This is a genomic window from Xanthomonas theicola (genome assembly GCF_014236795.1).
GTDB classification, from domain to species: domain Bacteria; phylum Pseudomonadota; class Gammaproteobacteria; order Xanthomonadales; family Xanthomonadaceae; genus Xanthomonas_A; species Xanthomonas_A theicola.
In genome coordinates this window covers 3,753,530-3,779,008 of sequence record NZ_CP049017.1, presented here as the reverse complement: position 1 = coordinate 3,779,008, position 25,479 = coordinate 3,753,530, and the positions used below count along the sequence as shown (strand labels likewise).

The following is a 25,479-nucleotide window of genomic DNA, read 5'->3' as shown; positions in this document are numbered from 1 at the left end:
CGGCACCCACTGGTTGTTCCCGCGTTTCTCCTGCCGATCCTTGCGGTCGCGGATCAGGATCGTCGGCTTGTCGCCCGGCCGGTAGTCCTCCCACCGTAGGGCGACGATCTCGCTCATGCGCATCGCCGAGTCGATCGCAAAGGGGATCAGGTCGCGCATCGGGATGGCGCCCAAGTTGAATCGGAAGAACGCGGCTAGGTTGTCCAGCTCCTTCGCCGACGGCCACCGGTTGCGCTCACGGGTTTGGCGATGGCGCCGGCGCGGCGCAGCACCGGCCGCGTGGCAGTCGCCACGTCCGGGATCGTCATGCTCCATAGGGAGCGGCCCGCCGCCAGCACCTCGTCCAAGAAGCCGAGTTCGATTGTCACGGTGGCCGGGCCGGCTTTGCGCTGGCCGATATGGGTGAGAATGTCCTGGCCGGTCAGGGTCGTCACCTCACGCTCGCCGAGCGATTCCTCGCAGCGCTTGAGGTTCCCGCGTGTCGCAGACATGGGGCGGAACTTGCCCAGATCCTTCACGTAGCGGTCGATCAGCGCCGAGAGCGTCATGCTCTCCTGTGGCGGCGCGGTGCTGCCCCGAATGGCGTTCTCCGTGAGGCGTGCCCAGTCCTCCGCGGCTTTCTTACCGTTGGTTGAACGTCTTGGCGGTAGGATGTCCCTTGATGCGCGCCATGGCGCGCCACTTCATTCCCCCCGTTTCTCGATCAGCCACCTGGTGCAACCCCATCTGCTTGGTGCAGTGCGGGTACATTACCCCGGGAATGAGGGTGAAAAACAGGGACTTAGCGGGAGTTTGGATGCACCAGCACCGCACCAATATCGAAGCAACATGTTGAATAGTAAGGAAATCCGTCTTTCCGTGGCGCCCATGATGGATTGGACAGACCGCCATTGCCGTGTGTTCCACCGGCTGCTGGCGCCGTCGGCGCGGCTGTACACCGAGATGGTCCACGCCAATGCGGTGGTCCTGGGCGATCGCGCGCGGCTGCTGGGCTTCGATGCGGTCGAGCATCCGCTGGCGCTGCAACTGGGCGGCAGCGACCCGGCGCTGTTGGCGCAGGCCGCGCGGATCGGCCAGGAATGGGGCTACGACGAGGTCAATCTCAACTGCGGCTGCCCGTCCGACCGGGTCCAGGCCGGACGCTTCGGCGCCTGCCTGATGCGCGAGCCGGCATTGGTTGCCGACTGCGTGGCGGCGATGGTGCAGGCGGTGGACCTCCCGGTCACGGTGAAGTGCCGGCTCGGCGTGGACCAGGACGACGACTACGCGGTGTTCCTGCGCTTCGTCGACCAGGTTGCCGGCGCTGGCTGCGGGCTGTTCGTGGTACATGCGCGCAATGCGTGGCTGCAGGGACTGTCCCCGAAGGAGAACCGCGAGGTGCCGCCGCTGCGCTACGACTGGGCCTATCGGCTCAAGCGCGAACGCCCGCCGCTGCGCATCGTGCTCAACGGCGGGCTGGCCGACGCGCAGACGGCGCAGGCGCAGCTGGAGGCGGTCGACGGGGTGATGCTGGGCCGTGCGGCCTATCACGATCCCTATCTGCTGCACCAACTGGACGCGGCCCTGACCGGCGCCGCGCCGCGGCCGCGGGCCGAACTGCTGCGCGCGCTGCGGCCCTATGTCGAGGCGCGGCTGGCCGACGGCGTGGCGCTCAAGCACATCGCCCGCCATCTGCTCGGCCTGTTCCACGGCCAACCGGGTGGCCGTGCGTTCCGCCAGGCGCTCAGCGAGGGGGCACACCGGCCGGACATGGACTGGACGCTGCTGGAGCAGGCGCTGCGGCTGACCGAGGGGGCGCCGCGCGCCGCCGCGTGACGGCGCGGCGGCGGGGATGCAGCGATCCAGTGCTGTGCAGGCGGGCGCCGTGCGTGCGTTCCGGCAGGCGTTCATTTGGTTCAGCGTGCCGCGGCGGTCGCGGCCGCTGCGCGCGGGCCGGCAGGCCCCGTCGAGGCGCTGCCAGGCACCTGCTGGTCACCGCCAGGCAGCGCAAGGCGGAGTTCATTTGACTGAACATCGGCAGTCGCGGTGGGGAAAGTTCAGATCGGATTCACTCCGAAAAATCAAGAATTTGGCTCAAACTTTGCGAAAACAAGGGCAGCGTCGCCAGACGCGCCGTTTCACAAGTTTTGAACGTTTCCGATCAGTCCGCTAGGATGCCAAATCGTGACCTTCACCATGCTCCGCCGCTGCCGCACCGCCGCCATGATCGCCATCGCGCTCGTGGCCGTCGGTCATGGCCGGGCACAGCAGCCGCGTCCGGGGGCTGCGATGGTGCAGGCCCGCGAGCCGTCCCGGGGCCGCGACTACTCCGCTAGCTCGCTGTCCGATGCGGTACGCCGGGTGCAGCGGTCCACCGGTGGACAGATCCTCGGCGCCGAGCGCGTGCCGTTCGACGGACGCGACATCAACCGGGTCAAGTACATGGACGATCGCGGCCGTGTGCGCTACATGGACGATCCGCAGCCGGGCCGCGCGACGCCGCGGGTTCCCCACCCGACCGGCGCGGACGAGCCACCACGCGACGATAACCCTTGAGCCTGGATAGTTCGGTTCCGCTTGCGATCCACACTGCCCCGGCCGCCGGCCATTCTGTAAGTCACTAGGGAGAGTTCATGCGTATCCTTCTGGTCGAAGACGAAGCACCGCTGCGAGAGACCCTGGCTGCTCGCCTGAAACGAGAGGGGTTTGCAGTGGATGCGGCGCAGGACGGCGAGGAAGGCCTGTACATGGGCCGCGAAGTGCCCTTCGACGTAGGCATCATCGATCTCGGCCTGCCGAAGATGTCGGGAATGGAGCTGATCAAGGCGCTGCGCGACGAAGGCAAGAAATTCCCGGTGCTCATCCTCACCGCGCGCTCCAGCTGGCAGGACAAGGTGGAGGGCCTCAAGCAGGGCGCCGACGACTATCTGGTCAAGCCGTTCCACGTCGAGGAACTGCTGGCACGGGTCAACGCGCTGCTGCGGCGTGCCGCGGGCTGGAGCAAGCCGACCCTGGAATGCGGCCCGGTGGCGCTGGACCTGGCGGCGCAGACGGTCAGCGTCAGCGGCAGCAATGTCGACCTGACCAGCTACGAATACAAAGTGCTCGAGTACCTGATGATGCATGCCGGCGAACTGGTCTCCAAGGCCGACCTCACCGAGCACATCTACCAGCAGGACTTCGACCGCGACTCCAACGTGCTGGAAGTGTTCATCGGGCGCCTGCGCAAGAAGCTGGACCCGGACGGCGAACTGAAGCCGATCGAGACCGTGCGCGGCCGCGGCTACCGGTTCGCGATCCCGCGCACCGAAGGCTGATCCCACGCGCCCGCGGCGAGCAACCGAAGGACGCGAAGGCGTGGCGGCGCGGCCCAAGTGGTACAAGCGTTGGCGCCCGCGTTCGCTGCAGGCACGCCAGTTGCTGGCCGCCAGCCTGAGCCTGGTGGCGTTCCTGGCCGCGGCCGGCTATGCGCTGGACCAGGCCTTCGCCGACACCGCGCTGAGCAATCTGCGCGAGCGCTTGAAGAGCTACGCCACCGCCTACGCCAACAACGTCGACGTGGCGCGCGACGGCTCGCTGTACATCAACAACGACAAGCCGCCGCCGGACCCGCATTTCGACCGGCCGGGCAGCGGCCTGTACGCGCAGATCGTGATGCCCAACGAACGCTGGATCTCGATGTCCAGCGAAGGCCCGCTGCCGCCCAGGGGCGGCATGCTCGAACCGCGCCAGGAAACCTTCGACGGTCCCTGGCCGATGACCCAGATCGACGGCAGCGAAGGCGAAGTCTACCGTTACGGCATCGGCTTGGCCTACGTGCGCCGCGACAAGGAAACCCCGGTCACCATCTACATCATGGAAGACACCCGCGCCCTGGGCGCGCAGCTGCGCGTGTTCCGTGGCCGGGTGTGGTTCAACCTCGGCGGCGCCGGCCTGATCCTGCTGTTGCTGCAGGCCTTCATCCTGCAATGGAGCCTGCGCCCGCTGCGACGGGTGATCAACGAGCTGACCAAGGTGCAGCGCGGCGAAGCGGTGCGCATGGGCGATCGCCATCCGCGCGAACTGGAACCGCTGACCGACAGCATCAACGCCTTCATCGAGAGCGAGCGCGAGAACCTGGACCGCCAGCGCAACACCCTGGCCGACCTGGCGCACAGCCTGAAGACGCCGCTGGCGGTGCTGCGCACCCAGATCGACAGCGGCACCCAGGGCCCGGAGTTGCGCAAGGAACTGGACGCGCAGTTGCGGCGCATGAACAATCTGGTCTCCTACCAGCTGACCCGCGCTGCTTCCAGCGGCCACAAGCTGTTCGCCGCGCCGCTGCCGATCGAGCCCAACGCCGAGGAGATCGTGCGCGGCCTGGAGAAGGTGTATGCGAGCAAGGGCGTGCTGTGCGAGTTCGACATCGAGCCGAGCGCGCGCTTCCATGGCGAGCCCGGCGACCTGCAGGAACTGCTCGGCAACCTGCTCGAGAACGCGTTCAAGTGGGCGCGGCGGCGGGTGCTGCTGAGCGTGCGACCGACCCCGGCCGCCGGCAGCCGCCGGGCCGGGCTGGTGATGGCGGTGGAGGACGACGGCCCCGGCATCGCCCCCGACGAGGTCGCGCACATCTTGCAACGCGGCGTACGCGGCGACGAGCGCGTGCAAGGCCACGGCATCGGCCTGGCGATCGTGCAGGATCTGGTGAAGGGCTATCGCGGCGAACTGCAGGTGACCCGTTCCGAGGAACTGGGCGGCGCGCGGTTCCTGGTGAGCATGCCGCCCGGGCTCTGAGCCCACGAGCGCCAACGCGGCAGGCCAGGGCCGACCAAGGCGCGCCGGCGGCCGGCATGGTCGGCAAGTGAATCCCGCGCAAACGCCGCACCGGGTTCCGACATCGGCTTAACGCGGGCCGAGGCCATGCGCGGATACTGCGCGGATTCGCCACGCCCGGTTTCCGGTCCAAGGAGCGCCGCATGCCCGAACCCCGGCATCGTCCCGCATCGCGTCTGCGCGTGCATGGGCGGCGTGCGCTGCGCAACGCGCAGCGGCTGCTGCTGTCGTTGCTGCTGGTGCTGTTCACCGTGGCCGCCATCGCCGGCAGCCAGAAGGTGCTTGAGCGCGACGACGCGCGCTGGCTGCAATCGATGGCCGCCGGTCTGGACAGCGCCAGCGTGTCGCAGCTGCAGCGCGACGGGCGCAGTGGCTTCCTGCGCGGCCAGTTGCAACAGGCCTCTGCCGGCGCCGGTGCAGCAACTGCTCAGGCAACTGGAGCCGCGCCAGCGGTACATCAAGGCGATGCCCGGCGGCGAGGCCAAAATCGCGGCGAAGAAGGCGTTGCAGCAGCACGCCTGTGGAGCTTCGATAGGTTGCCTCGGCTGAGCAGCAGTCGAGAGACCGGTGGAAGTCCGTCCAGGGCGATGTGTGGTCTATGCCAGTTGTAGTCGTGATGCAGCCAGTCGCGTAGCGCCTCTCGGCGCCGCCCCGCCGATCAGCCAGCCGCGAAGGGGGAGCGGCCGTAGAAGCGATCCAGGTGCGCGGCGACCTCCGGCATCTCGCGCTGCAATCGCTGCGGCGCGGAAAAGTGGTATTCGCTGACCACCGCGAAGAATTCTTCCGGCGCCTCGGCGGCGTAGGCATCGATCTCGGTGGCGCGGCCGCGGTCCACCCGCTGGCAGAAGACGTCGTAGCTGCGCTGGAAGTCGGTGGCCCAGCGCCGCTGCCAGTCGCGCGGCAGCGGCGGCGTGCCGTCCAGCGCGCCGTCGAGCACGTCGAGCTTGTGCGCCATCTCGTGCACCGCCACGCAGTAGCCGGTGCGGGGGGCGTCCAGGTCGGCCTGCACGTCGGCCCAGGACAGGATCAGCGGGCCGCCGTCCCAGGATTCGCCGATCAGTTCGTCATCCCATTCGTGCAGCACGCCGGCCGCATCGACATGACTGCGCTGCACGCGGAACGCGTCCGGATACACCAGCAGCTGCGACCAGCCGCGCAGGCCGGCCGCGCCGAATTCCAGCAGCGGCAGGCAGCACAGCGCGGCCAGCAAGGTGCGCTGCACTGCATCCAGGGTCAGGCCGGCCAGCGGCGAGATGGTCTTGCGCTGCAGGAATTGCGCCGCCAGCGCGCGCAGCGTCCATTCGCGCGCCGGATCCAGCGCCGCCACCCAGGCGCAGCGCTGCCGTATCAGATGCCAGGTCGCATCGTCGATCGGGGCAGGCGCCGGCGACAGCCAACGCAACCAGCGTGGGATCAGCGGAACATCCCCGGCAGGAAGCTGTGCCACTTGGGCATGCGCAGGCGCGGCACCAGGTCGCTGTCGCTGCCGCCGCCGTTCGGGGCAGCGCCGGGGGGCTTGGCCGCGGCGGCGGGCCGGCGCCCCGCCGGAGCCGGGTGTGCCTGCGCGTCGGCCGCATCGGTGTACACACAGTCGTTGCGCTGCTTGCTCGCCAGCGCATCGGACGCGTGGGCGGCCGCCAGCGGGAGCAGCAAGATCAGGCACGGCAGGAAGCGGCGCATCGTCGGCATCCAGGGCGAGCGGCGGTGAATGCCCATTCTAACGCGGTTTCCTCCCGCTGCAGGGCCGCTGGGCGCGGACAGGCGCTTACCGCATAATTTTCCGATTCGAGGCGATGGAAGCGGCGTGGACGATCGCGAACTATTGGTCCGGCTCAGCCAGGGCCGACTTTCCGGCGACACCCTGGCGCGCGCGTTCGGGCTGACCCGGGCCGCCGTGTGGAAGCGCATCCAGGGCCTGCGTGCGGCCGGGGTGGAGATCGACGGTCGCGTCGGCGAGGGCTACGGACTGGCGCGGCCGCTGGAACTGCTCGATGCCGAGCGCATCCGCACCGCACTGGCGCCGGCGGCGCACACGGAACTGGGCGCGCTGGAGATCGCCTGGAGCCTGGCCTCCAGCAACAGCACCCTGCTGGCGCGGCCGGCGCCGGCGCGCGGCAGCGAGGTGTTGCTGGCCGAGCGTCAGACCGGTGGCCGCGGCCGCCGTGGCCGGGTCTGGGCCTCGCCGCTGGCGGCGCACCTGTATCTGTCGGTGGCGCGCGGCTTCGATGGCGGACTGGGGCGGCTGGGCGGGCTGAGCCTGGCGGCCGGCGTCGCCGTGGCCGAGGCGCTGCGCGCGGCCGGCTTCGCCACGGTCGGGCTGAAATGGCCGAACGATCTGCTCGCCGAGGGGCGCAAGCTGGGCGGATTGCTGGTCGAGGGCGGCGGCGAGTTCGCCGGGCCAGCGCGCGCGGTGATCGGCCTGGGCCTCAACGTGCGCATGCCGGCGGCCAGCGCCGCGGCGATCGGGCAGCCGTGGACCGACCTGGCCACGCTGGCCGGCGCCGCCGTCTCGCGCAACGCGATCGCCGCCGCCGTGCTGTCGCAACTGCTGCCGGCGCTGGCGCTGTTCGACGCCCAGGGCCTGGCGCCGTTCCTGCCGCGCTATGCCGCGCTGGACCTGCTCGCCGGGCGTGCGGTGCGCATCGACGATGGCGGCGGCGCGCGCGAGGGCGTGGCGCTGGGCCTGGCCGACGACGGCGCACTGCGGGTGGCGTTCGCCGATGGCGAGCGGTCGCTGCATGCCGGCGAAGTCAGCGTGAGGCCGGCATGAGCGACTGGCTGTTCGACCTGGGCAATTCGCGCTTCAAGTTCGCCGCGCTGGAACGTGGTCGCACCGGCGCGGTGCAGGCCTGGGCGCATGGCGGCGACGCGATGGATGCGGCGGCGGCGGCGGCGCTGCCGCGCGGCCAGACCGCCCATGTCGCCAGCGTCGCGGCACCGGCGTCGACCGCGGCGGTGCTGGACGCGCTGCGCACCCGCTTCGCGCAGGTGCAGGTGGTGCGTACCGAGGCCGCCTGCGCCGGCGTGCGCATCGCCTACGCGCAGCCGCACAGGTTCGGGGTGGACCGCTTCCTGGCGCTGCTCGCCGCGCACGGCGGCGGCGGCGACGTGCTGGTGGTCGGGGTCGGCACCGCGCTGACCCTGGACCTGCTCGACCGCGACGGCCTGCACCACGGCGGGCGCATCGCGCCGTCACCGACCACGATGCGCCAGGCCCTGCAGCAGCGCGCCGCGCAACTGCCGGCCGAAGGCGGCGACTACCACGAGTTCGCCGCCGACACCGCCGATGCGCTCGCCTCCGGCTGCGACGGCGCGGCGCTGGCGCTGATCGAGCGCAGCCTGCGGCACGGCGCAGCGCTGCTGGCGCGGCGGCCGCGCCTGCTGTTGCATGGCGGCGGCGCGCCGGCGTTGCTGCACGCGTTGCCGGCCGCCGAGCAGCGCCCGTCGCTGGTGCTCGACGGGCTGGCGCTGTGGGCGCAGGCGCATGCCGCGGCCGCGCGCGCCGGGTAGAATCCGCGCATGCCCGTCCGCGCCCTGCTCGTCGTCCTGGCCATCCTCAATCTCGGCGTCGCGCTGTGGTGGGCGTCGCAGCCGCAGACGCCGGACCCGGCGCCGATGCCGGCACTCCCCGCCGGGGTGGCGACGCTGCAATTGGTGCAGGCGTCGGCGGCCGCGCCACAGGCATCCCCTCCAGCGCCGACAGCCTCCATTGCGGCACCGAGCGACCGCGCAGCCAGCGCGCCGACCGCCGTCGCCGCGATCCCTGGCACGCCCGCTGCGGCCGCGTCTGCGACCACTGCGGCGCCCATCACCGCAGCCCAGGCCATCGCTGCGCCGCCGCCCGAACCGTCCAGTGTCGCACCCGTCGCTGCGGCCGCGCCTGCCGCCGCCTGCCTGAGCCTGGGCCCGTATCCGGACCGTGCCGCCGCGGAGGCGGCGATTGCCGCCGCGGGCGCCAGCATGCCGCGCCCGCGCCTGCGCGAGGTCGGCGATGGCGACGCCACCCGTTTCCGCGTACTGCTGCCGACCATCGGCGGCCGGGACGGGATCAAGGCCGCGGTCGAGCGCATCGCCGCCGCTGGCATCCGCGACTACTATCCGATCCACCAGGGCGATGCGGGCGACGCCATCGCCCTGGGCCAATACCGCAGCCGTGAAGGCGCCGAACGCCGCCAGGCCGAACTGGCCCGTGCCGGCTTCAACGTCGACCTGATTCCCAGCGGCGGCCGCGGCCAGTCGCGCTGGTGGCTGGACCTGCGCGCGGACTCCGCGGCGCAGGCCGGGTTGCTGCGCCGGCAGTTCGGCGCACAGCGGCAGCGCGTGCTGGACTGCGTCACGCTGCGCTAGAATGGAGCGCAGCGCCGCAGGCGTGCCACGGCCGCCGCCAAGTAGACCGCGACAGCCCGAGCGCGGGCACTGCCGTCGTTCTTGCCGCTTTAGCTCAGTCGGTAGAGCAACTGATTTGTAATCAGTAGGTCGTCCGTTCGATTCGGACAAGCGGCACCATCCTACGCAGTCAGCGTTCCAGCCGCTGCAAGCGCCAGCGGGAATGGTTTTTTCAGGTCGAGGCGTGGCCCAAGCGAAGTAGGGGCGGCCTTAGCTCGCAGCCTTGCGCTGGGCTGACAAGAAGGCGAAGGTCGCCAGGAAGTGGATCACTGGGAACAGGGCCACGTAGATGTCGAACCCTGGGCCAAGGCGCAGGCGATGAGGAACGAACCCAAAGCCGAAAGCGGCTATACCGGAAAGAAGGATGATGCCCGTGGTCGTGGTCCTGACTTGGACGCTGAACGCATTGAGGTACATAGCCAAGAACCACAGCGCGCCGAACACACCGTACACGATGATTTCTTGATCCTTCGTGTAAAGGAAAATCTGCGCGAGGTAGAGTGCCAGTGATGCCAGCAAGGCGATGGGAGCTAGCGCTTTCATGGCTGCTGGGCCCGCCGTGTGATCTCTTCGGCGCTCTGCGACCACACTCCCCTGGACTGGTTGTTCTGGGGGTCAAAGGCGCGCTGCAGGAAGGAGCTTAGACTCAACTTCCAAGCGCGACACCCTCTCAGCCAGTAGGGTGTATGCATGTCAAGAAGCTATCTCCACCTGAGCGCAGAAGAGCGCGCGGTACTCCAAATCGAAACGCGACGTGGTCAGAGCTTACGCTCGATATCCAGGCTGCTGGATAGAAGCCCGTCGACATCGAGCAGGGAGCTGGCCAGGCAGCAAGCCACGGTCTACCGTGCTCGAGAGGCGGCCATGCGTTACCGGACACGACGTCAGCACAGCGTTCGGCGGCGACGGCTGACACCGGGAACGGATTTATTCCAGATGGTGCGCGATCATCTGGTGCTGTGGCGCTGGTCGCCCCAGCAGATTGCTGCCAAGCTGCTCCTCATGTCCCCGGATGATCCTGCCCAGCGCGTCAGTCACGAAACCATCTACGCCACGATCTACGCGCACCCGCGCGGCGGCCTGAAAAAGGAGCTTGTGGAGGCGTTGCGCCAGCGCAGGCCGTCCCGGGGATCACGGCGCACGACCGCCGCCAAACGCAGCTGGGTGCCTGAGGAACCGCGGATCGTGCACCGACCCGAAGAGGTGCAACAGCGGTTGGTCCCAGGACATTGGGAAGGTGACTTGATCAAGGGAGCGTTCAATCGTTCCTGTGTTGGCACCCTGGTGGAGCGCAAGACGCGTTTTGTGGTGCTGTGCCGGATGGACGGCTGCACCGCCACAGACGCACTGGAAGGTTTCACCCGTCAGATGAAGAAGCTCCCCGCATCCATGCGAACCAGCTTGACCTATGACCGTGGCACCGAAATGACGCGCTATGCCGAGCTGATGGAACGGTTGAACATCGAGGGTTCTACCCCGAAATCACGGCCGGTCGTGAAAGGGTGGAAAACTTCAAATCCTCTCTGTCAATCCTTCGCCGCATCCTTGGGTTGTGGCGCCGCTCGATGTATTGGAACACATCGGCTCTTGCCGCATCGAGTGTCGGATAGGTCATGCGGTAGATCCGTTCGCGCTTGAGCAGGCCAAAGAAGCCCTCGCATGCGGCGTTGTCTGCGCAGTGACCCACGGCGCTCATCGAGCACACCAGGGTGTTGGTCAGCAAATACGTCTGATAGTCACCGCTTCGAAACTGACTGCCTCTATCCGAATGCAAGATCACCGGTTCGTCGCCCTGTCGCTGCCATACAGCCGTCTGCACGGCCCGGATCACCATCTGCCGATCTTGCCGATGATGCATGGACCAGCCCACCACCCGATGGTCGAACAGGTCCAAGACAACGCATAGATAGAGCTTGCCTTCCCCGGTCTTGATCTCGGTGATGTCGGTGACCCATTTGCTATCCGGCTCCAGAGCGGTGAAGTCCCGTTCCAGCCGGTTGCGCACGCCCGGCGGAGTGAGTGCCGGCCGGGCTCGCATCCCCCGACGCTTCGGGCGGGGCCAACCTTGCAAGCCATCAACGGCCATCAACCGAGCCACACGGTTCAAGCCGACCCGCTGGCCTTCATCGGCCAGGTCTTCGTGCATTCGACCAGCACCTAGCGTGCACCGGCTATCCTCGTGCAGTTCACGGATGCGGCATGATAGGCGCTCGTTCTCGCGCTGGCGGGCACTCGGCAAGCGCCGGCTCCAACCGTAATAACCACTGGCCGACACCCGCAGGCAACGGCATATCAGCCGGATCGGAAACGCATGGCGGCAACGTTCGATCACCTGATACCTCAGGATGATCCCTTGGCAAAGAACGTCGCCGCTTCGCGCAAAAAATCCCGTTCCTTCTTCACCCGCGCCAGTTCACGCTTCAGACGCCCCAGCTCCTCATCGCGTGGTGTGCCCGCGCCAGCAAAGGCACCGTTGCCTCGGCTTGTGGCCTCACGCTTCCAGCGGGTCAACAGGTTGTCACGGATACCCACCTCCCGAGCCACCTGTGCACAACTGACGCCCGGCTGGCTAGCTTGTTCAAGCGCACCACGCTTGAACTCCACACTGAACTTTCTTCGCTTCGACATGAACACTCCTCATCGGCCGCATCGGCCTTCTCGTCAGTGTCCGTGATAACGGGGTAGAACCCGATCAAAGTATCGCTTCCTGGCGTACGTTCCTGCGGGGCAGGTTCAAGTCACTTGCTGCCAGCATGCGTTCGGCCTGCTTCCTCTCCCGGTAGTGGGGCAATAGGGAAGCTGTTGCGAACAGGGCCACCGTTTCCCGTTGCGAGAAAGGGCGTAGAAACGTGTCGTTGCGCGTCGCCTCGGGCGGAATGCTTATGGCCTGTTCGTCGCCACTATCCGGATGGAACAAGGCGCTGGTGGCCTCGAAATTCGTCCACTGGCCCTGTTCTTCGTCGCCGTATTTGACGATCAAGTGATACGGTGCCGTGGTCATGGTCAACGGCAAGCCCAGCCGCTGGCCGATGACCAAGAAGGCGATTGGCATGATGACGCACTGGCCCTTGCGCGTGGCGAAGTAATGCGACAGCAGACCTTTCTTGATGTCGTGGCCGAACGGGTCGGTGTAGTCGTATCCGAACAGCCGATGGTCATTCCACAGGCCTGGCTCGTAGAGCGTCGAAATGAGCAGATCCATCTTGACCTTGTTCGACGCACCGGCTGGGAAGCCCGCGCCTTCGCTGCCCACTGATCGACCTCGCGCAACGTGGCGTCAGAGTCGATGGAAGGATCAATCATTCGGTCGATCGCGACCTTGGCGCTTGCCAAATCGATGGAACCTTCTGGCTGCAGCAGCAGGAGACGTGGTGTTGTTTCCTGGGGAGCGGACGTGGCCGCCCAGGCAGAAGCAGCCATGAGCGCCAAGCACAGGCCTAGCACCCCTACGAATCGCCAGCAGACATTTCGCCCCATCTCCCCTCCTTGACGAACTCACTGTATCCCTAGTCACTGGCTCGTTCTAGAGAGCGCCACCGCTTGCCGTGGCTGTAAGTAGCCGTTGTTCCTGACTTGTCCGGCCTTAATAAGTTCATCAGGTAGCCCGTGTCGCGTCCAGGCGCATCGGCCTAGGCGCTGAGCTGCCCGGACCTGACCGGACCTCCTGGACTCACCGGGGCGACCGCACAAACGTTGGCATATTCGCGCGCCGGCTTGTTGCATCATGTGTCGTGTCGGCGGCACCAGCTGCCGACGCCGCCAGGTTTTCGGTGGCCCAAACAGCCGAGGCCCGCCCCGCCGACTGAGGGGAATAACGGGTCCATCTCTGCGACGCACAGCAGGCAGTCCCGACGCGGCACTTCGCCGCGCCGGGAGCCTGCCCGGAGTCACAAGAGATGGAAACAAACCTGCTCGCGGAACTGCACTCGCTGCCCGACGAAGCCCTGCTCACCGCCGACGAGGCCGCGCAGTTCCTGTGCCTCAAGTACACGACGCTCGCCTGGTACCGCTGCCAGGGCGTCGGCCCGAAGTTCTCCCGCGTCGGCCCGAAGCTGAGGCGCGCGTGCGCGGCGGCAACTTGGGCGCGCGCCTCGGCTTGACGGACCTGGTCGTGGACGTGGACTCCCGCAAAAACGACCACGCGTTCTTCGACGCGCTGAACCGCCAGCTCGACAATGGAGGGCGGGCCGCCTTCCTGCACGACATGCTCGCTCGCGACAGCCGCCGGGAGTTCAGGTGCAGGTCCAGCCCTTCCCGCAGGGTGATGCCGCGCGCCCGGGCCTTGCGACGCTCCTCGTTTGGATTGAGTTTCAGTCGGCCGACGCCGAACAGTGCACCGATGTGATCCAGATTGGTGCCGGTGGCGTATCCGACTGCGCGCGGCTGTTGAAGGATGGCGCGCCCGTGTTGTTATTCACCGACTGGCGGCAGCTGCCGCTGACCACCGACGCGCTGCAGATTGCCGGATTCACCTGGCGCGGCATCACGGTGTGGGACAAGACTCAGGGCGTGCGACCGCAGCTGGGTCGCTTCCGAAACCAGGCCGAGTACATCGTGTGGGGCAGCAAGGGCCACATGCCGCTGCAACGCCGCTCGCCCGCGCTGCCTGGCGTCATCCGCGAGCCGGTGTGCAAGGCCGACAAGCACCACCTCACTGGCAAGCCCACGGCGCTCATGCGGCAGCTGGTGCGGATCTGCGAGCAGGGTGGACGGATCCTCGATCCCTTTGCCGGCAGTGGCACGACGCTGGCGGCGGCGGCGCTGGAAGGTTACGGCTGCACCGGTGTCGAGATGACTGCGCATTACGCCGACGTGGCGCGCGAGCGCCTGGCAAACGAGGCCTGACCGGCAGGGACCACATTCAGGTGCGGCCCCAACTTTCGTTTGTGTAAACGTGTGTGCTTCCGTTGTAGTGTGTGTATCCTTACACACATGGACAGCCGCACCCTACTGAAGCAGCTTCAGGCTGAGGGATTCGAGATCGTCTCAGTGCGCGGCAGCCACCACAAGCTCCGGAAGGGTGATCGGACGGTCATCGTTCCGCACCCGAAGAAAGACCTGCCGGCGGGTACGGTCGCCAGCATTTTCCGGCAAGCCGGTTGGAGGAAGTGATGCTCTATCCCGTGTACGTCCATAAGGACGAGAACAGCGCCTACGGTGCGATCGTGCCGGACATGCCCGGAGTGCATAGCGCGGTGGACAGCCTGGAGGATCTTCCGGCCGCGCTGCAGGAGGCGGTCGAGCTGATGTACGAAGACGAGGAACGCGCGCCGCCGCGAGCGAACATCGTGGACAAGTACCGCCGGCAGCGGGAGTTCAAGAGCGGGTTCTGGATGCTGGTCGACATCGACCTGACGAAGATCAACACGCGCGCGGTGCGGCTCAACATCAGCCTGCCGGAGAACCTGCTCGGCAAGATCGACGCCGCCGCTGCTACCCGGCGCATGAGCCGCTCGGCGTTCCTCGCCCTGGCCGCCGAGCATGAGTTGCGCGGCGAGGGTCGGAAGCCCTCGACCGAGTAAGTCAGGCCCCCCAGCGCTAGACCGTACAGGAGCCGCCCCACGGGGCGGCTTTTTCGTGGGCAGCCCGCACGGTCGAAGATCAGGGCGGGCCGCAGGCACGCGCAGGCGGCGCCGACGCGGCTCAGATAGGTGGGGCGCCCGGTCGGCGCGGGTTGGCAGGGGGCATCCCCCGGCGCGCGCAGTTGTCGCCCCGCCACACCTGCGGTCTTCATGCACCGGTTTTTCTGCGCCCCTGCGGCCCACTTGCGAGCGCGCCGCTGCTGGCGCTCAGGGCGGTTTCCGTGGGTTGCCGACCCCTGCCGATCCCTGCCGCGCGTGGCCCATCTGTAGCGCCTCCTGCCCAGCGTGTTTGCGCAGCCGAGCGCGCGCTATCGCTCAGGCCGCGGCCTGGGCGGTCACCGGCAGGCGGTTGCCGATCCATTCGGCGATGCTGGCGGCGGCGTCGCGGCCTTCGGCCACCGCGGTCACCACCAGGTCCGCGCCGCGGACCGCGTCGCCGCCGGCGAACAGCTTCGGGTTGGTGGTCTGGTACGGCAGGCGGCCGCTGCCGTGGGGATCGCCGCCGCCGGCCAGGATGCGGCCGTTGGCGGTGCCTTCCACGCCCTGCGCGGCCAGCCATTCCGGCACGCTCGGCGAGAAGCCGAAGGCGATGATGACCACGTCCGCATCCAGCAGCGATTCGCTGCCCGCGATCGGCACCGCGGCCTGGCGGCCGCGCGCGTCGGGTTCGCCGAGGCGGGTCTCCACCACGCGCACGCCGGCCAGGTTGCCGGCGGCATCGGCTTCCACCGCCAGCGGCTGGCGGTTGAACAGGAAGCGCACGCCTTCCTCGCGCGCGTTGGCCACTTCGCGCGCCGAGCCGGGCATGTTGGCCTCGTCGCGGCGATAGGCGCAGGTGACCTTGGCCGCGCCCAGGCGGATGGCGCTGCGCACGCAGTCCATGCCGGTGTCGCCGCCGCCGAGCACCACCACGCGCTTGCCGCTCAGGTCGGGCAGCGCGATCTTGTCTTCCCAGCCGGCGATCGGCCGGCCCCACGGGTCGTTGCCGCCGACGATGCGGCTGTTCTGCACCAGGAACGGCAGCGCCGGCAGCACCCCGGGCAGGTCCTGGCCGGCCAGGCCGCCGTCGGTGTAGCGGTAGGCGCCGGTGCCGAGGAACACCGCGTCGTATTCGCCGAGCAATTGTTCCAGGCTCACGTCGCGGCCGATCTCCACGCCCAGGCGGAACGCCACGCCCATGTCTTCGAGCACCTCGCGGCGCTTGTCGATCACGCGCTTGTCGAGCTTGAAGCTGGGGATGCCGAACTGCAGCAGGCCGCCGATCTGCTCGTAGCGGTCGTACACCACCGCATGGATGCCGGCGCGCACCAGCCGGTCGGCGCAGCTGAGCCCGGCCGGGCCGGCGCCGACCACCGCCACGCGCTTGCCGGTGGCCTGGACCTGGCTCAGGTCGGGGCGCCAGCCGTTGTTGAGCGCGGTGTCGACGATGTACTTCTCCACCGCGCCGATGGTGACCGCGCCGAATTCCTCCAGCGTGCAGCTGCCTTCGCACAGGCGGTCCTGCGGGCACACCCGGCCGCACACTTCCGGCAGCGGATTGGTGCTGTGGCACAGCGCCGCCGCTTCCTCGATGCGGTTCTCCTGCACCAGCTGCAGCCACTGCGGGATCGCGTTGTGCACCGGGCATTTCCAGCTGCAGTACGGATTGCCGCAATCCAGGCAGCGCCCAGCCTGGTACTGCGCGTCGGCCTTGTCGAATTTGCCGTACAGCTCGTTCCAGTCGCCGGACGTGCGCAGCTCCACCGGGATGCGCTGCGGCATCTGCCGGGGCAGGTCGAGGAACTGGAAGGCTTGCTTGCGGCTCATAAAAAGATTCCGTGGCGAAATCCCTTCTCCCCCCGGAAGAAGGTGCCCCGAAGGGGCGGATGAGGGTACGGGGCGCGCAGCGCCTGCGTGATCCCCTCTCCCGAACGCAGGAGAGGGGATGCATCGATCAGGCGGCGCGCCGCAACGACTCGGTCAGCGACTCGATGCTCGCCGCCTTCGGCTTGACCAGCCAGAACTTGCCGACGTAGTCGCGGAACTCGTCGAGGAGCTGCTGCGCCCAGATGCTGCCGGTCAGTTCGCGGTGGCGGCCAACCAGCTTGTGCAGGTGCTGGCGATGGCTCTCGAAGCCTTCGGCGGAAATGCGATGGATGTCGATCAGCTCGTGGTTGTAGCGGTCGACGAAGTCGCGGTCCACGTCGAGCACATAGGCCAGCCCGCCGGTGAAGCCGGCGCCGAAGTTGAGCCCGACCTTGCCCAGCACCAGCACGATGCCGTCGGTCATGTACTCGCAGCAATGGTCGCCGGCGCCCTCGATCACCGCCAGCGCGCCGGAGTTGCGCACGCCGAAGCGCTCGCCGGCGCGGCCGGCGGCGTACAGTTCGCCGCCGGTGGCGCCGTACAGGCAGGTGTTGCCGAGGATCGCGGTGCTGCGCGCCTCGAAGCGCGCGCCGCGCGGCGGACGCACCACCAGGCGGCCGCCGGCCATACCCTTGCCGACGTAGTCGTTGGCCTCGCCTTCCAACTCCAGCTGCAGGCCGCCGGCGTTGAACGCGCCGAAGCTCTGCCCGGCCACGCCGCGGAAGCGCAGGGTCAGCGGTGCTTCGTCCATGCCGTGGTTGCCATGCGCGCGAGCGATGGCGCCGGACAGGCGCGCGCCGATCGAGCGGTCGGTGTTGTGGATCAGGAAGCGATGCTCGCCGCCGGTCTTGTCGGCGATCGCGTCGGCGAGCAGGCCGTCCATTTGCGTGGCTAGGCTGTCCGGCGATTCGTACAGGCGTTGCGCCACGCAATGGCTACCGTCGTAGCGGACATCCTGGAGCAGCCGCGACAGATCCACGCGCACGCCTTCGCGCGGCGACACGTCCAACTGCTGCAGCAACTCGGTGCGGCCGACGATCTCGTCCAGCGAGCGTGCGCCCAGGTACGACAGCCACTGCCGCACTTCTTCGGACAGCAGCCTGAAGAAGTTCTCCACGCGCTCGGGCAGGCCGGTGAACTGGTTCGCGCGCAGGCGCTCGTCCTGCGTGGCCACGCCGGTGGCGCAGTTGTTGAGGTGGCAGATGCGCAGGTACTTGCAGCCGAGCACGATCATCGGAGCGGTGCCGAAGCCGAAGCTGTCGGCGCCCAGGATCGCGGCCTTGACCACGTCCAGGCCGGTTTTCAGGCCGCCGTCGGTCTGCAGGATGGTGCGGTCGCGCAGGTCGTTGGCGACCAGCGCCTGGTGCGACTCGGCCAGGCCCAGTTCCCACGGTACGCCGGCATAGCGGATCGAGCTGAGCGGGCTGGCGCCGGTGCCGCCGTCGTGGCCGGACACGGTGATCAGGTCGGCGCCGGCCTTGACCACGCCGGCGGCGATGGTGCCCACGCCGGCATGGCTGACCAGCTTCACCGACACCAGCGCCTGCGGATTGACCTGCTTGAGGTCGTAGATCAGCTGCGCCAGGTCCTCGATCGAATAGATGTCGTGGTGCGGCGGCGGCGAGATCAGGCCGATGCCGGGCCTGGCGTAGCGCAGCCGCGCGATCAGCTCGTTGACCTTGTGCCCGGGCAGCTGGCCGCCTTCGCCGGGCTTGGCGCCCTGTGCGACCTTGATCTGCAGCACCTCGGCGTTGACCAGGTACGCGGGGGTGACGCCGAAGCGGCCGGAGGCCACCTGCTTGATCTTGGAGCGCTTCTCGGTGCCGTAGCGGGCCGGATCTTCGCCGCCTTCGCCGGAGTTGCTGCGCCCGCCGAGGCGGTTCATCGCCACCGCCAGCGCCTCGTGCGCCTCGGGCGACAGCGCGCCCAGGCTGATCGCGGCGGTGTCGAAGCGGCGCAGCAGGTCCGCGGCCGGGGCGACCTGGTCGAGCGGGGTCGGCACCTCGGCCTGGCGCAGCTGCAGCAGGTCGCGCAGCGCCGAGGGCGGGCGCGCATGCACTGCGTCGGCGTACGCCGCCCAGTCGGCCTGGTCGCCGCTGCGCGTGGCGCGCTGCAGGGTCATGACCACGTCCGGGTTGTACATGTGGTACTCGCCGCCGTGCACGTACTTCAGCAGCCCGCCCACTTCCGGCTTGAGCAGGTCGTTCCAGGCGCGCGCGCCCAGCTGCCGCGCCTCGTGGTCCAGCCGCGCCAGGCCCACGCCGCCGATGCGCGCGGCGGTGTCGGGGAAGCACAGCTGCACCACGTCCGGGTCCAGCCCGACGATCTCGAACAGCTGCGCGCCGCGGTAGCTGGCGATGGTGCAGATGCCCATCTTGGAGATGATCTTGGACAGGCCCTTGTAGATGCCTTTGCGGTACTTGCGGCCGATCTGCGCCTGTTCGCCGCCCTTCTTCAGCAGCAGGATGCCGCGCCGGCCCAGGTCGAACAGGGTCTGGTAGGCCAGGTACGGATACACCGCGGTGGCGCCGAAGCCGAGCAGGCAGGCCATGTGGTGCGGATCGCGCGCGGTGCCGGTCTCGATGATCAGGTTGACGTCGCAGCGCAGGCCCACCCGCGACAGGTGGTGGTGCACCGCGCCGGTGGCCAGCAGCGCATGCGCCATCGGCCGTTCCGGCACCGGGTAGCGGTCGGTCAGCAGCAGCATGACCTTGCCGTCGCGCGCGGCCTGCTCGGCCTCGGCGCAGATCCGCTCCAGGCCGGCCTTGAGGCCTTCCTCGACGCTGTAGGACAGGTCGATCTGCGCGTTGCGGGTCTGGTACTGCTCCATCTTCAGCAGCTGGCGCAGCTTGCGCTGGCTGAGCACCGGCGAATTGAGGATGACGTGGTTCACCGTCTCCGGGCCGGCATGGAAGATGTTGGTCTCCTTGCCGAGCTGGGTGGTCAGCGACATCACGCAGTCTTCGCGCAGCGGGTCGATCGGCGGGTTGGTGACCTGCGCGAAGGCCTGGCGGAAATAGTCGTACAGCGGCCGGGTATGGCGGCTGAGCACCGCCATCGGGGTGTCGTCGCCCATCGAGCCGGTGGCTTCCTGCTCGGTCTCGGCCAGCGGCCGCAGCACCTGCTCCACTTCCTCGGTGCTGAGCTGGAACAGCTTGTGGTAGCTGCGCAGGGTGCGCTCGTCGAACGGCTCCTCGACCAGCGACGGGTCGATCAGTTCGGTCTGCAGGTAGGTCACGCCCTGCTGCAGCCACTGCTTGTACGGGGCGCGGCCGCGGTTGATGCGGTCGATCGCGTCCGAGTCGAGCAGGTCGCCGCGCTTGAGGTCGATGGCCATCATCTCGCCCGGGCCGAGCTTGCCCTTGCGGGTCACGCGCTCGGCCGGCAGTTCCCACACGCCCGCTTCGGAGGCGACCAGGAAATGGCGGTCGGAGGTCAGCATCCAGCGCGCCGGGCGCAGCCCGTTGCGATCCAGCATGCACGCCGCGTAGCGGCCGTCGCAGGCGACGATGCCGGCCGGGCCGTCCCACGGCTCGGTGTTGAGCCCGTAGAACTCGTAGAACGCGGCCAGGTCGGCGTCCTTGAATTCCAGCGACTGGGTGGCCGGCGGCACCAGGATGCGCAGCGCCTGCAGCAGGTCCATGCCGCCGGCGACCAGCAGCTCGAGCATGTTGTCCAGGCTCTGCGAGTCCGAGCCGTGCATCGAGATCACCGGGTCGAACTCGGCGATGTCGAAGCGCGGGGTCTTCCACACCTTGCTGCGCGCCTGCGCCCAGTGCCGGTTGCCCTCGATGGTGTTGATCTCGCCGTTGTGCGCGAGCAGCCGGAACGGATGCGCCAGCGGCCAGCGCGGCAGCGTGTTGGTCGAGAAGCGCTGGTGGAAGACGATGGCGCTGGAGGCCAGGTCGTTGCGCTGCAGGTCCGGGTAGAAGGTGCTGAGCTTGTCCGGCAGCACCATGCCCTTGTAGCTGATGCCGTTGGGTGAGAGCGTGGTGACGTAGAAGTCGGCGATGTCGCGCAGGCGCTGCTCGGCGCGGCGGCGCGCCAGGAACAGGGCCAGGGCGAAGGCGTCCTCGCCCTGCTCGGGGCCGGCATCGACGAACACCTGCTCGATGTGCGGCAAGGTGTCCTTGGCCAGCTGCCCGCACACCGCATCGTCGGTGGGGGTGACGCGCCAGCCGCGCGGCTGCGCGCCGGCGCGGACCAGTTCCTCTTCCAGCGCCTGGCGGCAGCGCGCGGCGGCGTCCGCGTCCTCGCGCGGCATGAACACCTGGCTGGCGGCGAAGCGCGCGCCCACCGCGATGCCGGCGTCGCGCGCCAGCGCGCGCAGGAACGCATCGGGTTTGCGGATCAGCAGGCCGCAGCCGTCGCCGGTCAGGCCGTCGGCGGCGACGCCGCCGCGGTGGGTCATCCGCGACAACGCGGCAATGGCAGTATCCACCAAGGCCCGCGAGGGTTGGTCATCGAGTTGCGCGACCATGCCGAAACCACAGGCATCGCGCTCGTCTTGGGGGTCGTAGAGCCCGTGGCGGTGGCGGGGGGCCATGTCTGCCTCTGAAAAGCGATCCGAAGGAACGCGGCGACACTCGCCCCCGCTCTATCCTGGAGCGCATCTTGAGGTCACCGGTACATCGACTAAAGCACATGTTGGTGCGGTGCCGCAATACATGGTTGCAGCTGCAACCGTAGCCGCGGCAACCGCCTTGCCGCCGCGGCCGGATTCGCCGCCCATCGGCGGCGGCGGACGGACCTCAGCCGCAGCGCACGCCGGTGATCTGGTTCTTGGCATCGACTTCGATATTGAGCCGTTCGCCGTCGAACTCCATGGTCACGGCCTGGTTCGGCTTGAGCACGCGCACGCGCTTGGCGCCGGTGTCGGTGCGCGCCTGATCCAACAGCGCCTGTTCGGCCGCCTGGCCGACCAGGCCCTGCGCCTGCGAGGCGTCGCACGTGCCCACCGGCGGCGGCTCGGGGGCGCTGGCCGGATCCGGCGCGGCGGCCCGTTGCGCGGCGGCCTGGGCCTTGGCCGCCACCTGTTCCTGCTCGTCCGGCGGTGGCGCGGTGCACGCGGCCAATGCCAGCGCCAGGCAGGCCGTGCCGAGCAGGCCGGCACGCGCGGACGCACGAGAAGAAAGGAAAGTGCTCATCGGGGCTCCTGGTGGGTGGAGGGTGGACGGGTCCAGCATAAGTGCAGAAGAATCGGACAAGTCGCGTTCGCCGCACGTTAACCGGTGCGCCGTTGACGCGGCCTAGGCAGCGCGCTGCCGACAATCCCGGCTCCTCCATCGCTGGCATCCCGATGTCCAACGCGTCCCGCACCACCGCCGCCGAGGCGGCACACGCGCAGCAGGCCAGGCAGGCCGCCAGCAGCGCCGGCCTGGTCTACGTCAGCGACGACCAGCCCGGCATCGCCCGCCGCCGCGCCGGCAAGGGCTTCGGCTACCGCCTGCCCGACGGCAGCGCGGTGCGCGACGCGCCGACCCTGCAGCGCATCCGCCAGCTGGCCATCCCGCCAGCCTATACCGAGGTGTGGATCTGCACCCGGGCCAACGGCCATGTGCAGGCTACCGGCCGCGATGCGCGGCGGCGCAAGCAGTACCGCTACCACGCCGACTGGGCGCAGGTGCGCGGCGACGGCAAGTTCGAACGGATCATGGCCTTCGGCCAGACCCTGCCGCGGCTGCGCCGGCGCCTGCGCCGCGACCTGGCGCTGCCCGGCTACCCGCGCGACAAGGTGCTGGCGATGGTGGTGGCGCTGATGGCTGAGACCCTGGTGCGCGTCGGCAACGCCGAATACGCGCGCAGCAACCGTTCCTACGGCCTGACCACGCTGCGCAACCGCCACCTGGAATTCGTCAAGGGCGGCCGCGCGCGGCTGAAGTTCCGTGGCAAGGGCGGGCAGGAACACGACATCGAGGTCGACGACGTGCGCCTGGTCAAGCTGATCCGCGGCTGCCAGCAATTGCCTGGGCAAGCACTGTTCCAGTACCGCGACGACGACGGCCAGCTGCAGCCGGTGGACTCGGGCGAAGTCAACAACTACCTGCGCAAGGCGATGGGCGAGAGATTCACCGCCAAGGACTTCCGCACCTGGGGCGGCACCCGCGCCGCGCTGCAGCGCCTGGCGCAGCTGCCTTTACCCGAACCCAGCAGCGAGCGCGCGCTGAAGCTGGCGCAGAATGCGGTGATCCGCAAGGTGGCCGATGCGCTGGGCAATACCCCGGCGGTGTGCCGCAAGGCCTACATCGACCCGTGCGTGTTCGCCGGCTGGCGCGGCGGCGCGTTGCACGGGCTGAGCGAGCGCGTGCGCGGCGAGCGGCAGTGGGACCTGGCCATGTTGAAGTACCTGGCGCAGGCGCGCGCGGCGGCGCGCAAGGTGGCCAAGGCCGCGGGCGCGAGGAAACCGGGTGCGAAGGCGGCAGGCGCCAGATCGGCCGCGCCGGCAGCATCGCGCCTGGCCGGCCGCAGCGCGGCCGCAAGAGCGGCGCGTCCACGCAAACGCACGTGAGCGACCCGCAGGCGCGGCCGCTCGGTCGCGTGTAGCGCCACCACGGTGCAACGCGAACGCGGCGCAACGGCTTTGTCCGCGCCGCTCACCCGGCGCCGCACGCCCTCAGCCTCAACCGCAATACAGCGTGGTGATGTTGTTGTACGGGCCGACCTCGATGGTCAGGCGTTCGCCGCCGCTCTCGCCGGCGCCGCGGGTTGCGCTGTCCACGCCGCTGGAGGTGGCGCCGCTGTGGCCGACGCTGCTGTTCGCCACCTGCACCTTCAGGCTGTCGCTGTCGACGCGGGCGCGCTCGACGGTGGTCTGCGTGGCGGCCAGGCCGATCGCGCCGCGGACCTTGTCGATGTGGCACTGGCCGGAGATGACGCCGTCGATCGGCTGCACCTGGGCGACCTGCGTGGTGCTGCAGGCGCCCAGCAGCAGGCAGGCGGCGAGCGGGGCGAGGCGGGCGGACGTGTGGCGAACCATGGCGATCTCCGAGGATGAATGCGCCAAGCCTGTCGCGGCCGATGTTTGCGCGATATGAAGGCCTCGGCGCCAGGCTTGCATCCGGTGTGGCCTGCGGGCGGCCGACCCGCCACGCCATGGACCATCGGCCCACCGATTGTCGCCAACGCGCCAGGTGCCGCACTCGAATTCATGCGCCATCTTGGCGTGAACGACAAGACCGCGTGGCGGGTGAAGCACAAGGCCAGGCTGGCCAGGCGCGAACGCGAGCAGCGCCGGAAACAGCAAGACATCGCGCAGATCGAAGATGCCCACCAGGGTGGGAAGCGCAATCGCGGAATGTACATGACGTGGTCCAGAACAATCACGCCTTTGCGATGGTCGTACAGATCGATGAAGACCACCAACATCCGGACAGGCGGAAGACGCGCGGCTCTGCCTGGCAAGTTGGTCGTTGCAACCGTCGATTATCCGCCCCGGGCGCTGACGCGACGGGCGACGGCGATGATGCGCTGCCAGCCTTGTCCAGCGCCGATTCCGCGTGCGAGCGATTTCCTCGGCGGAGGATGAGGGCTAATCAACGCCGACCAACCACAACGTCGGTCGCTGGATCGCCGAACGCCAGTCGGACCTGTTCTGTGTGCAAGCCGATGCCAATGAATTCCTGGTGCTGGCCAAGCGCTGGGCGACCGAATGCGCGTCTGTTTGGAACGAAAGCGCCCGCCGCTTTGTTATCTGCCATGATCATGATGACACACTAGTGTTATGAGTTCGAAGTTCGTTGAACTATTGTTTGACGTTGAAGTCCGTTGTGTCCGTGGCGTACTCGACGCGGCAGCGATGAGCGGACGACCCAAGGCACTTTTGGTTTTGACCGAGACGCAGCGCGAGGAACTGGTGGCGTTGACACTGCGCCGCAAGACGGCGCAAGCGCTGGCGCAGCGCGCCCGGATCGTACTGGCCTGCGCTGACGGGCTGGACGACAAGGTCGTCGCGGCACGGCAGCGCGTCACGCCGCAGATGATCAGCAAGTGGCGGGCGCGCTTGGTTGAGCATCGACTTGAGGCACTGCTGGATGCCCCACGGTCGGGCGCTCCGAGAACCATCGACGCACGCGCATCGACGCCGTGATCGCCAAGACGCTGGAGAGCGTCCCCGTCGGCGCCACGCACTGGAGCACGCGCAGCATGGCGCGCGCGATGGGGCTGTCGCAGACCGTGGTGTCGCGCATCTGGCGTGCCTTCCGATTGCAGCCGCGCCGCCAGGAGACCTTCAAGCTCTCCACCGATCCCATGTTTGTCGACAAGGTAGGCGACATTGTCGGCCTCTGCATGAACCGGCCGCTGAGGGCGATGGTGCTTTGCGTGGACGAGAAGAGCCAGATCCAGGCGCTCGACCGCACGCAGCCTATGCCGCCCTTGGCGCCTGGCATCCCCGAGCGGCGCACCCATGACGACGAGCGGCACGGTACGACGACGTTGTTCGCGGCCTTGGACATGGCCACCGGACGCGTCATCGGCCAGACCCACAGGCGTCATCGCAGCAGCGAGTTCCGGCAGTTTTTGCGCACCGTCCAGGCCAACGTACCTCCGGTGCTCGACGTGCACCTGGTCATGGACAACTACGGCACCCATAAGACGGATGCCATCAAGAACTGGCTGACCCGTCATCCCCGCTTCCACGTCCACTTCACCCCGACGTCTGCCTCGCGGCTCAACCAGGTAGAGCGCTGGTTCGCGACGCTGACCCAGCGTTGTATGCGCCGCGCCAACCACCGCTCCACCCGAGAACTCGAAAAGGCAATCGGCCAGCACATCGACCTCAACAACGCCGACCCGAAGCCATTCAATTGGTCCAAGACCGCCGACGACATCCTCGCAAGCGTCGAGAGGTTCTGTCTGCGAACTTCGAACTCATAAC

At 68.4% G+C, this 25,479-nt stretch carries 23 protein-coding genes, 1 tRNA gene and 4 pseudogenes; 17 read left to right on the top strand and 11 right to left on the bottom strand.

Translation table 11 applies throughout. From position 1 onward, the window contains the following. Positions 1-194 precede the first annotated feature (194 nt). The gene (locus G4Q83_RS17635; RefSeq protein WP_128420854.1) at positions 195-548 is read right to left on the bottom strand and encodes a hypothetical protein; all 354 of its coding nucleotides are present in this window, start codon (positions 546-548) and stop codon (positions 195-197) included. Between the two features lie 280 nt (positions 549-828). Here G4Q83_RS17635 and dusA point away from each other — a divergent pair, with 280 nt between their 5' ends. The 5 genes from dusA (at position 829) to G4Q83_RS24810 (ending at position 5,402) form a co-directional block, all read left to right on the top strand. Then, positions 829-1,815 (top strand): tRNA dihydrouridine(20/20a) synthase DusA, encoded by a 987-nt coding sequence (dusA, locus tag G4Q83_RS17630; RefSeq protein WP_128420855.1) that lies wholly within the window; start codon positions 829-831, stop codon positions 1,813-1,815. 360 nt (positions 1,816-2,175) lie between these two features. Beyond that, positions 2,176-2,535 carry a hypothetical protein gene (locus G4Q83_RS17625; RefSeq protein ID WP_386273589.1) on the top strand — a complete coding sequence of 120 codons (360 nt, stop codon included), beginning with the start codon at positions 2,176-2,178 and terminating at the stop codon, positions 2,533-2,535. A 77-nt stretch (positions 2,536-2,612) separates the two neighbouring features. Continuing rightward, a complete protein-coding gene (locus G4Q83_RS17620; RefSeq protein ID WP_003469280.1) occupies positions 2,613-3,296 on the top strand; it encodes a response regulator transcription factor in 684 nt (227 codons plus the stop codon). Between the two features lie 85 nt (positions 3,297-3,381). Further along, complete coding sequence (locus G4Q83_RS17615; protein ID WP_185817447.1) at positions 3,382-4,752, top strand: ATP-binding protein; 1,371 nt, start codon at positions 3,382-3,384, stop codon at positions 4,750-4,752. Positions 4,753-4,934: 182 nt separating this feature from the next. Next, entirely contained in the window at positions 4,935-5,402 is a 468-nt protein-coding gene (locus tag G4Q83_RS24810; protein ID WP_386272901.1) for a hypothetical protein, read from the top strand. A 47-nt stretch (positions 5,403-5,449) separates the two neighbouring features. Here G4Q83_RS24810 and G4Q83_RS17605 read toward each other — a convergent pair whose 3' ends face one another. Both G4Q83_RS17605 and G4Q83_RS17600 read right to left on the bottom strand, forming a co-directional pair. Continuing rightward, complete coding sequence (locus G4Q83_RS17605) at positions 5,450-6,238, bottom strand: M90 family metallopeptidase (RefSeq protein ID WP_170069178.1); 789 nt, start codon at positions 6,236-6,238, stop codon at positions 5,450-5,452. Continuing rightward, positions 6,205-6,471, bottom strand: coding sequence for a hypothetical protein (locus G4Q83_RS17600; RefSeq protein WP_246432156.1), 267 nt, complete (start codon positions 6,469-6,471; stop codon positions 6,205-6,207). The genes G4Q83_RS17605 and G4Q83_RS17600 overlap by 34 nt, the downstream gene beginning before the upstream one ends. 28 nt (positions 6,472-6,499) lie before the next feature. Between G4Q83_RS17600 and birA the strand changes: the two genes are divergently transcribed. The 4 genes from birA (at position 6,500) to G4Q83_RS17580 (ending at position 9,297) form a co-directional block, all read left to right on the top strand. Then, the gene (gene birA / locus G4Q83_RS17595) at positions 6,500-7,561 is read left to right on the top strand and encodes a bifunctional biotin--[acetyl-CoA-carboxylase] ligase/biotin operon repressor BirA (RefSeq protein ID WP_386272903.1); all 1,062 of its coding nucleotides are present in this window, start codon (positions 6,500-6,502) and stop codon (positions 7,559-7,561) included. Then, entirely contained in the window at positions 7,558-8,301 is a 744-nt protein-coding gene (locus G4Q83_RS17590) for a type III pantothenate kinase (RefSeq protein WP_128420860.1), read from the top strand. The genes birA and G4Q83_RS17590 overlap by 4 nt, the downstream gene beginning before the upstream one ends. A 9-nt stretch (positions 8,302-8,310) precedes the next feature. Further along, a complete protein-coding gene (locus tag G4Q83_RS17585; RefSeq protein WP_170069179.1) occupies positions 8,311-9,138 on the top strand; it encodes an SPOR domain-containing protein in 828 nt (275 codons plus the stop codon). Positions 9,139-9,221: 83 nt separating this feature from the next. Then, positions 9,222-9,297 (top strand) — tRNA-Thr (locus G4Q83_RS17580). A gap of 90 nt (positions 9,298-9,387) precedes the next feature. On the opposite strand, the gene G4Q83_RS17575 is transcribed toward G4Q83_RS17580, so the two are convergent. Then, positions 9,388-9,696 (bottom strand): hypothetical protein, encoded by a 309-nt coding sequence (locus tag G4Q83_RS17575; RefSeq protein WP_246432155.1) that lies wholly within the window; start codon positions 9,694-9,696, stop codon positions 9,388-9,390. 171 nt (positions 9,697-9,867) lie between these two features. On the opposite strand from G4Q83_RS17575, the pseudogene G4Q83_RS17570 reads away from it, so the two are divergent. Beyond that, positions 9,868-10,644 (top strand): annotated as a pseudogene (locus G4Q83_RS17570) (IS30 family transposase); the annotation flags it as partial. Between the two features lie 4 nt (positions 10,645-10,648). Here G4Q83_RS17570 and G4Q83_RS17565 read toward each other — a convergent pair. Both G4Q83_RS17565 and G4Q83_RS17560 read right to left on the bottom strand, forming a co-directional pair. Beyond that, positions 10,649-11,805, bottom strand: a protein-coding gene (locus G4Q83_RS17565; RefSeq protein WP_185817245.1) for an IS3 family transposase whose coding sequence is annotated in 2 segments (ribosomal slippage) — positions 10,649-11,565 and positions 11,565-11,805 — 1,158 coding nt in all. Because the reading frame shifts where the segments join, the coding sequence is not laid out codon by codon here. 64 nt (positions 11,806-11,869) lie between these two features. After that, positions 11,870-12,430: a transglutaminase-like domain-containing protein gene (locus G4Q83_RS17560; protein WP_246432154.1), complete on the bottom strand. Its 561-nt coding sequence runs from the start codon at positions 12,428-12,430 to the stop codon at positions 11,870-11,872. 643 nt (positions 12,431-13,073) lie between these two features. Here G4Q83_RS17560 and G4Q83_RS17555 point away from each other — a divergent pair. Then, complete coding sequence (locus G4Q83_RS17555; RefSeq protein ID WP_128421421.1) at positions 13,074-13,277, top strand: helix-turn-helix transcriptional regulator; 204 nt, start codon at positions 13,074-13,076, stop codon at positions 13,275-13,277. Between the two features lie 100 nt (positions 13,278-13,377). On the opposite strand, the pseudogene G4Q83_RS24280 reads toward G4Q83_RS17555, so the two are convergent. Continuing rightward, a pseudogene (locus tag G4Q83_RS24280) lies at positions 13,378-13,482 on the bottom strand (integrase arm-type DNA-binding domain-containing protein); the annotation flags it as partial. Between the two features lie 60 nt (positions 13,483-13,542). On the opposite strand from G4Q83_RS24280, the pseudogene G4Q83_RS17545 reads away from it, so the two are divergent. The 3 genes and pseudogenes from G4Q83_RS17545 to G4Q83_RS17535 form a co-directional block, all read left to right on the top strand. Continuing rightward, positions 13,543-14,022, top strand: a pseudogene (locus tag G4Q83_RS17545) (DNA-methyltransferase); the annotation flags it as partial. A gap of 87 nt (positions 14,023-14,109) precedes the next feature. After that, a complete protein-coding gene (locus G4Q83_RS17540) occupies positions 14,110-14,289 on the top strand; it encodes a type II toxin-antitoxin system HicA family toxin (RefSeq protein ID WP_128421422.1) in 180 nt (59 codons plus the stop codon). After that, complete coding sequence (locus G4Q83_RS17535; protein WP_128421423.1) at positions 14,289-14,699, top strand: type II toxin-antitoxin system HicB family antitoxin; 411 nt, start codon at positions 14,289-14,291, stop codon at positions 14,697-14,699. Before G4Q83_RS17540 ends, G4Q83_RS17535 begins: the two co-directional genes overlap by 1 nt. 375 nt (positions 14,700-15,074) lie before the next feature. Here the strand turns inward: G4Q83_RS17535 and G4Q83_RS17530 are convergent, their stop codons facing one another. The 3 genes from G4Q83_RS17530 to G4Q83_RS17520 all read right to left on the bottom strand — a co-directional run bounded on the left by G4Q83_RS17530 (position 15,075) and on the right by G4Q83_RS17520 (position 21,751). After that, positions 15,075-16,565, bottom strand: a complete 1,491-nt coding sequence (locus G4Q83_RS17530) for an FAD-dependent oxidoreductase (protein WP_128421424.1) — start codon at positions 16,563-16,565, stop codon at positions 15,075-15,077. Between the two features lie 127 nt (positions 16,566-16,692). Continuing rightward, positions 16,693-21,150 carry a glutamate synthase large subunit gene (gene gltB / locus G4Q83_RS17525; RefSeq protein ID WP_128421425.1) on the bottom strand — a complete coding sequence of 1,486 codons (4,458 nt, stop codon included), beginning with the start codon at positions 21,148-21,150 and terminating at the stop codon, positions 16,693-16,695. Positions 21,151-21,355: 205 nt separating this feature from the next. After that, positions 21,356-21,751 (bottom strand): I78 family peptidase inhibitor, encoded by a 396-nt coding sequence (locus G4Q83_RS17520; protein ID WP_128421426.1) that lies wholly within the window; start codon positions 21,749-21,751, stop codon positions 21,356-21,358. Positions 21,752-21,903: 152 nt separating this feature from the next. On the opposite strand from G4Q83_RS17520, the gene G4Q83_RS17515 reads away from it, so the two are divergent. Next, a complete protein-coding gene (locus G4Q83_RS17515) occupies positions 21,904-23,112 on the top strand; it encodes a DNA topoisomerase IB (protein ID WP_128421427.1) in 1,209 nt (402 codons plus the stop codon). Between the two features lie 111 nt (positions 23,113-23,223). Here G4Q83_RS17515 and G4Q83_RS17510 read toward each other — a convergent pair whose 3' ends face one another. Continuing rightward, on the bottom strand, positions 23,224-23,580 hold the full coding sequence (locus tag G4Q83_RS17510) for a hypothetical protein (RefSeq protein ID WP_128421428.1): 357 nt from the start codon (positions 23,578-23,580) through the stop codon (positions 23,224-23,226). A 186-nt stretch (positions 23,581-23,766) separates the two neighbouring features. On the opposite strand from G4Q83_RS17510, the gene G4Q83_RS24805 reads away from it, so the two are divergent. Continuing rightward, entirely contained in the window at positions 23,767-24,129 is a 363-nt protein-coding gene (locus G4Q83_RS24805; protein WP_128421429.1) for a hypothetical protein, read from the top strand. Positions 24,130-24,399: 270 nt separating this feature from the next. Continuing rightward, a pseudogene (locus G4Q83_RS17500) lies at positions 24,400-25,478 on the top strand (IS630 family transposase). The last annotated feature ends 1 nt before the right edge of the window (position 25,479 follow it).

What these genes read in the sequence shown, in the direction of transcription:
- G4Q83_RS17600 (WP_246432156.1), bottom strand. Translation starts at nt 6,471, where the DNA reads ATGCGCCGCTTCCTGCCGTGCCTGATCTTGCTGCTCCCGCTGGCGGCC.
- G4Q83_RS17530 (WP_128421424.1), bottom strand. Translation starts at nt 16,565, where the DNA reads ATGAGCCGCAAGCAAGCCTTCCAGTTCCTCGACCTGCCCCGGCAGATG.
- G4Q83_RS24810 (WP_386272901.1), top strand. Translation starts at nt 4,935, where the DNA reads ATGCCCGAACCCCGGCATCGTCCCGCATCGCGTCTGCGCGTGCATGGG.
- G4Q83_RS17535 (WP_128421423.1), top strand. Translation starts at nt 14,289, where the DNA reads ATGCTCTATCCCGTGTACGTCCATAAGGACGAGAACAGCGCCTACGGT.
- G4Q83_RS17520 (WP_128421426.1), bottom strand. Translation starts at nt 21,751, where the DNA reads ATGAGCACTTTCCTTTCTTCTCGTGCGTCCGCGCGTGCCGGCCTGCTC.
- G4Q83_RS17635 (WP_128420854.1), bottom strand. Translation starts at nt 548, where the DNA reads ATGACGCTCTCGGCGCTGATCGACCGCTACGTGAAGGATCTGGGCAAG.
- G4Q83_RS17625 (WP_386273589.1), top strand. Translation starts at nt 2,176, where the DNA reads ATGCTCCGCCGCTGCCGCACCGCCGCCATGATCGCCATCGCGCTCGTG.
- G4Q83_RS17510 (WP_128421428.1), bottom strand. Translation starts at nt 23,580, where the DNA reads ATGGTTCGCCACACGTCCGCCCGCCTCGCCCCGCTCGCCGCCTGCCTG.
- G4Q83_RS17540 (WP_128421422.1), top strand. Translation starts at nt 14,110, where the DNA reads ATGGACAGCCGCACCCTACTGAAGCAGCTTCAGGCTGAGGGATTCGAG.
- G4Q83_RS17620 (WP_003469280.1), top strand. Translation starts at nt 2,613, where the DNA reads ATGCGTATCCTTCTGGTCGAAGACGAAGCACCGCTGCGAGAGACCCTG.
- G4Q83_RS17585 (WP_170069179.1), top strand. Translation starts at nt 8,311, where the DNA reads ATGCCCGTCCGCGCCCTGCTCGTCGTCCTGGCCATCCTCAATCTCGGC.
- G4Q83_RS17515 (WP_128421427.1), top strand. Translation starts at nt 21,904, where the DNA reads ATGTCCAACGCGTCCCGCACCACCGCCGCCGAGGCGGCACACGCGCAG.
- gltB (WP_128421425.1), bottom strand. Translation starts at nt 21,150, where the DNA reads ATGGCCCCCCGCCACCGCCACGGGCTCTACGACCCCCAAGACGAGCGC.
- G4Q83_RS17590 (WP_128420860.1), top strand. Translation starts at nt 7,558, where the DNA reads ATGAGCGACTGGCTGTTCGACCTGGGCAATTCGCGCTTCAAGTTCGCC.
- birA (WP_386272903.1), top strand. Translation starts at nt 6,500, where the DNA reads ATGCCCATTCTAACGCGGTTTCCTCCCGCTGCAGGGCCGCTGGGCGCG.
- G4Q83_RS17555 (WP_128421421.1), top strand. Translation starts at nt 13,074, where the DNA reads ATGGAAACAAACCTGCTCGCGGAACTGCACTCGCTGCCCGACGAAGCC.
- dusA (WP_128420855.1), top strand. Translation starts at nt 829, where the DNA reads ATGTTGAATAGTAAGGAAATCCGTCTTTCCGTGGCGCCCATGATGGAT.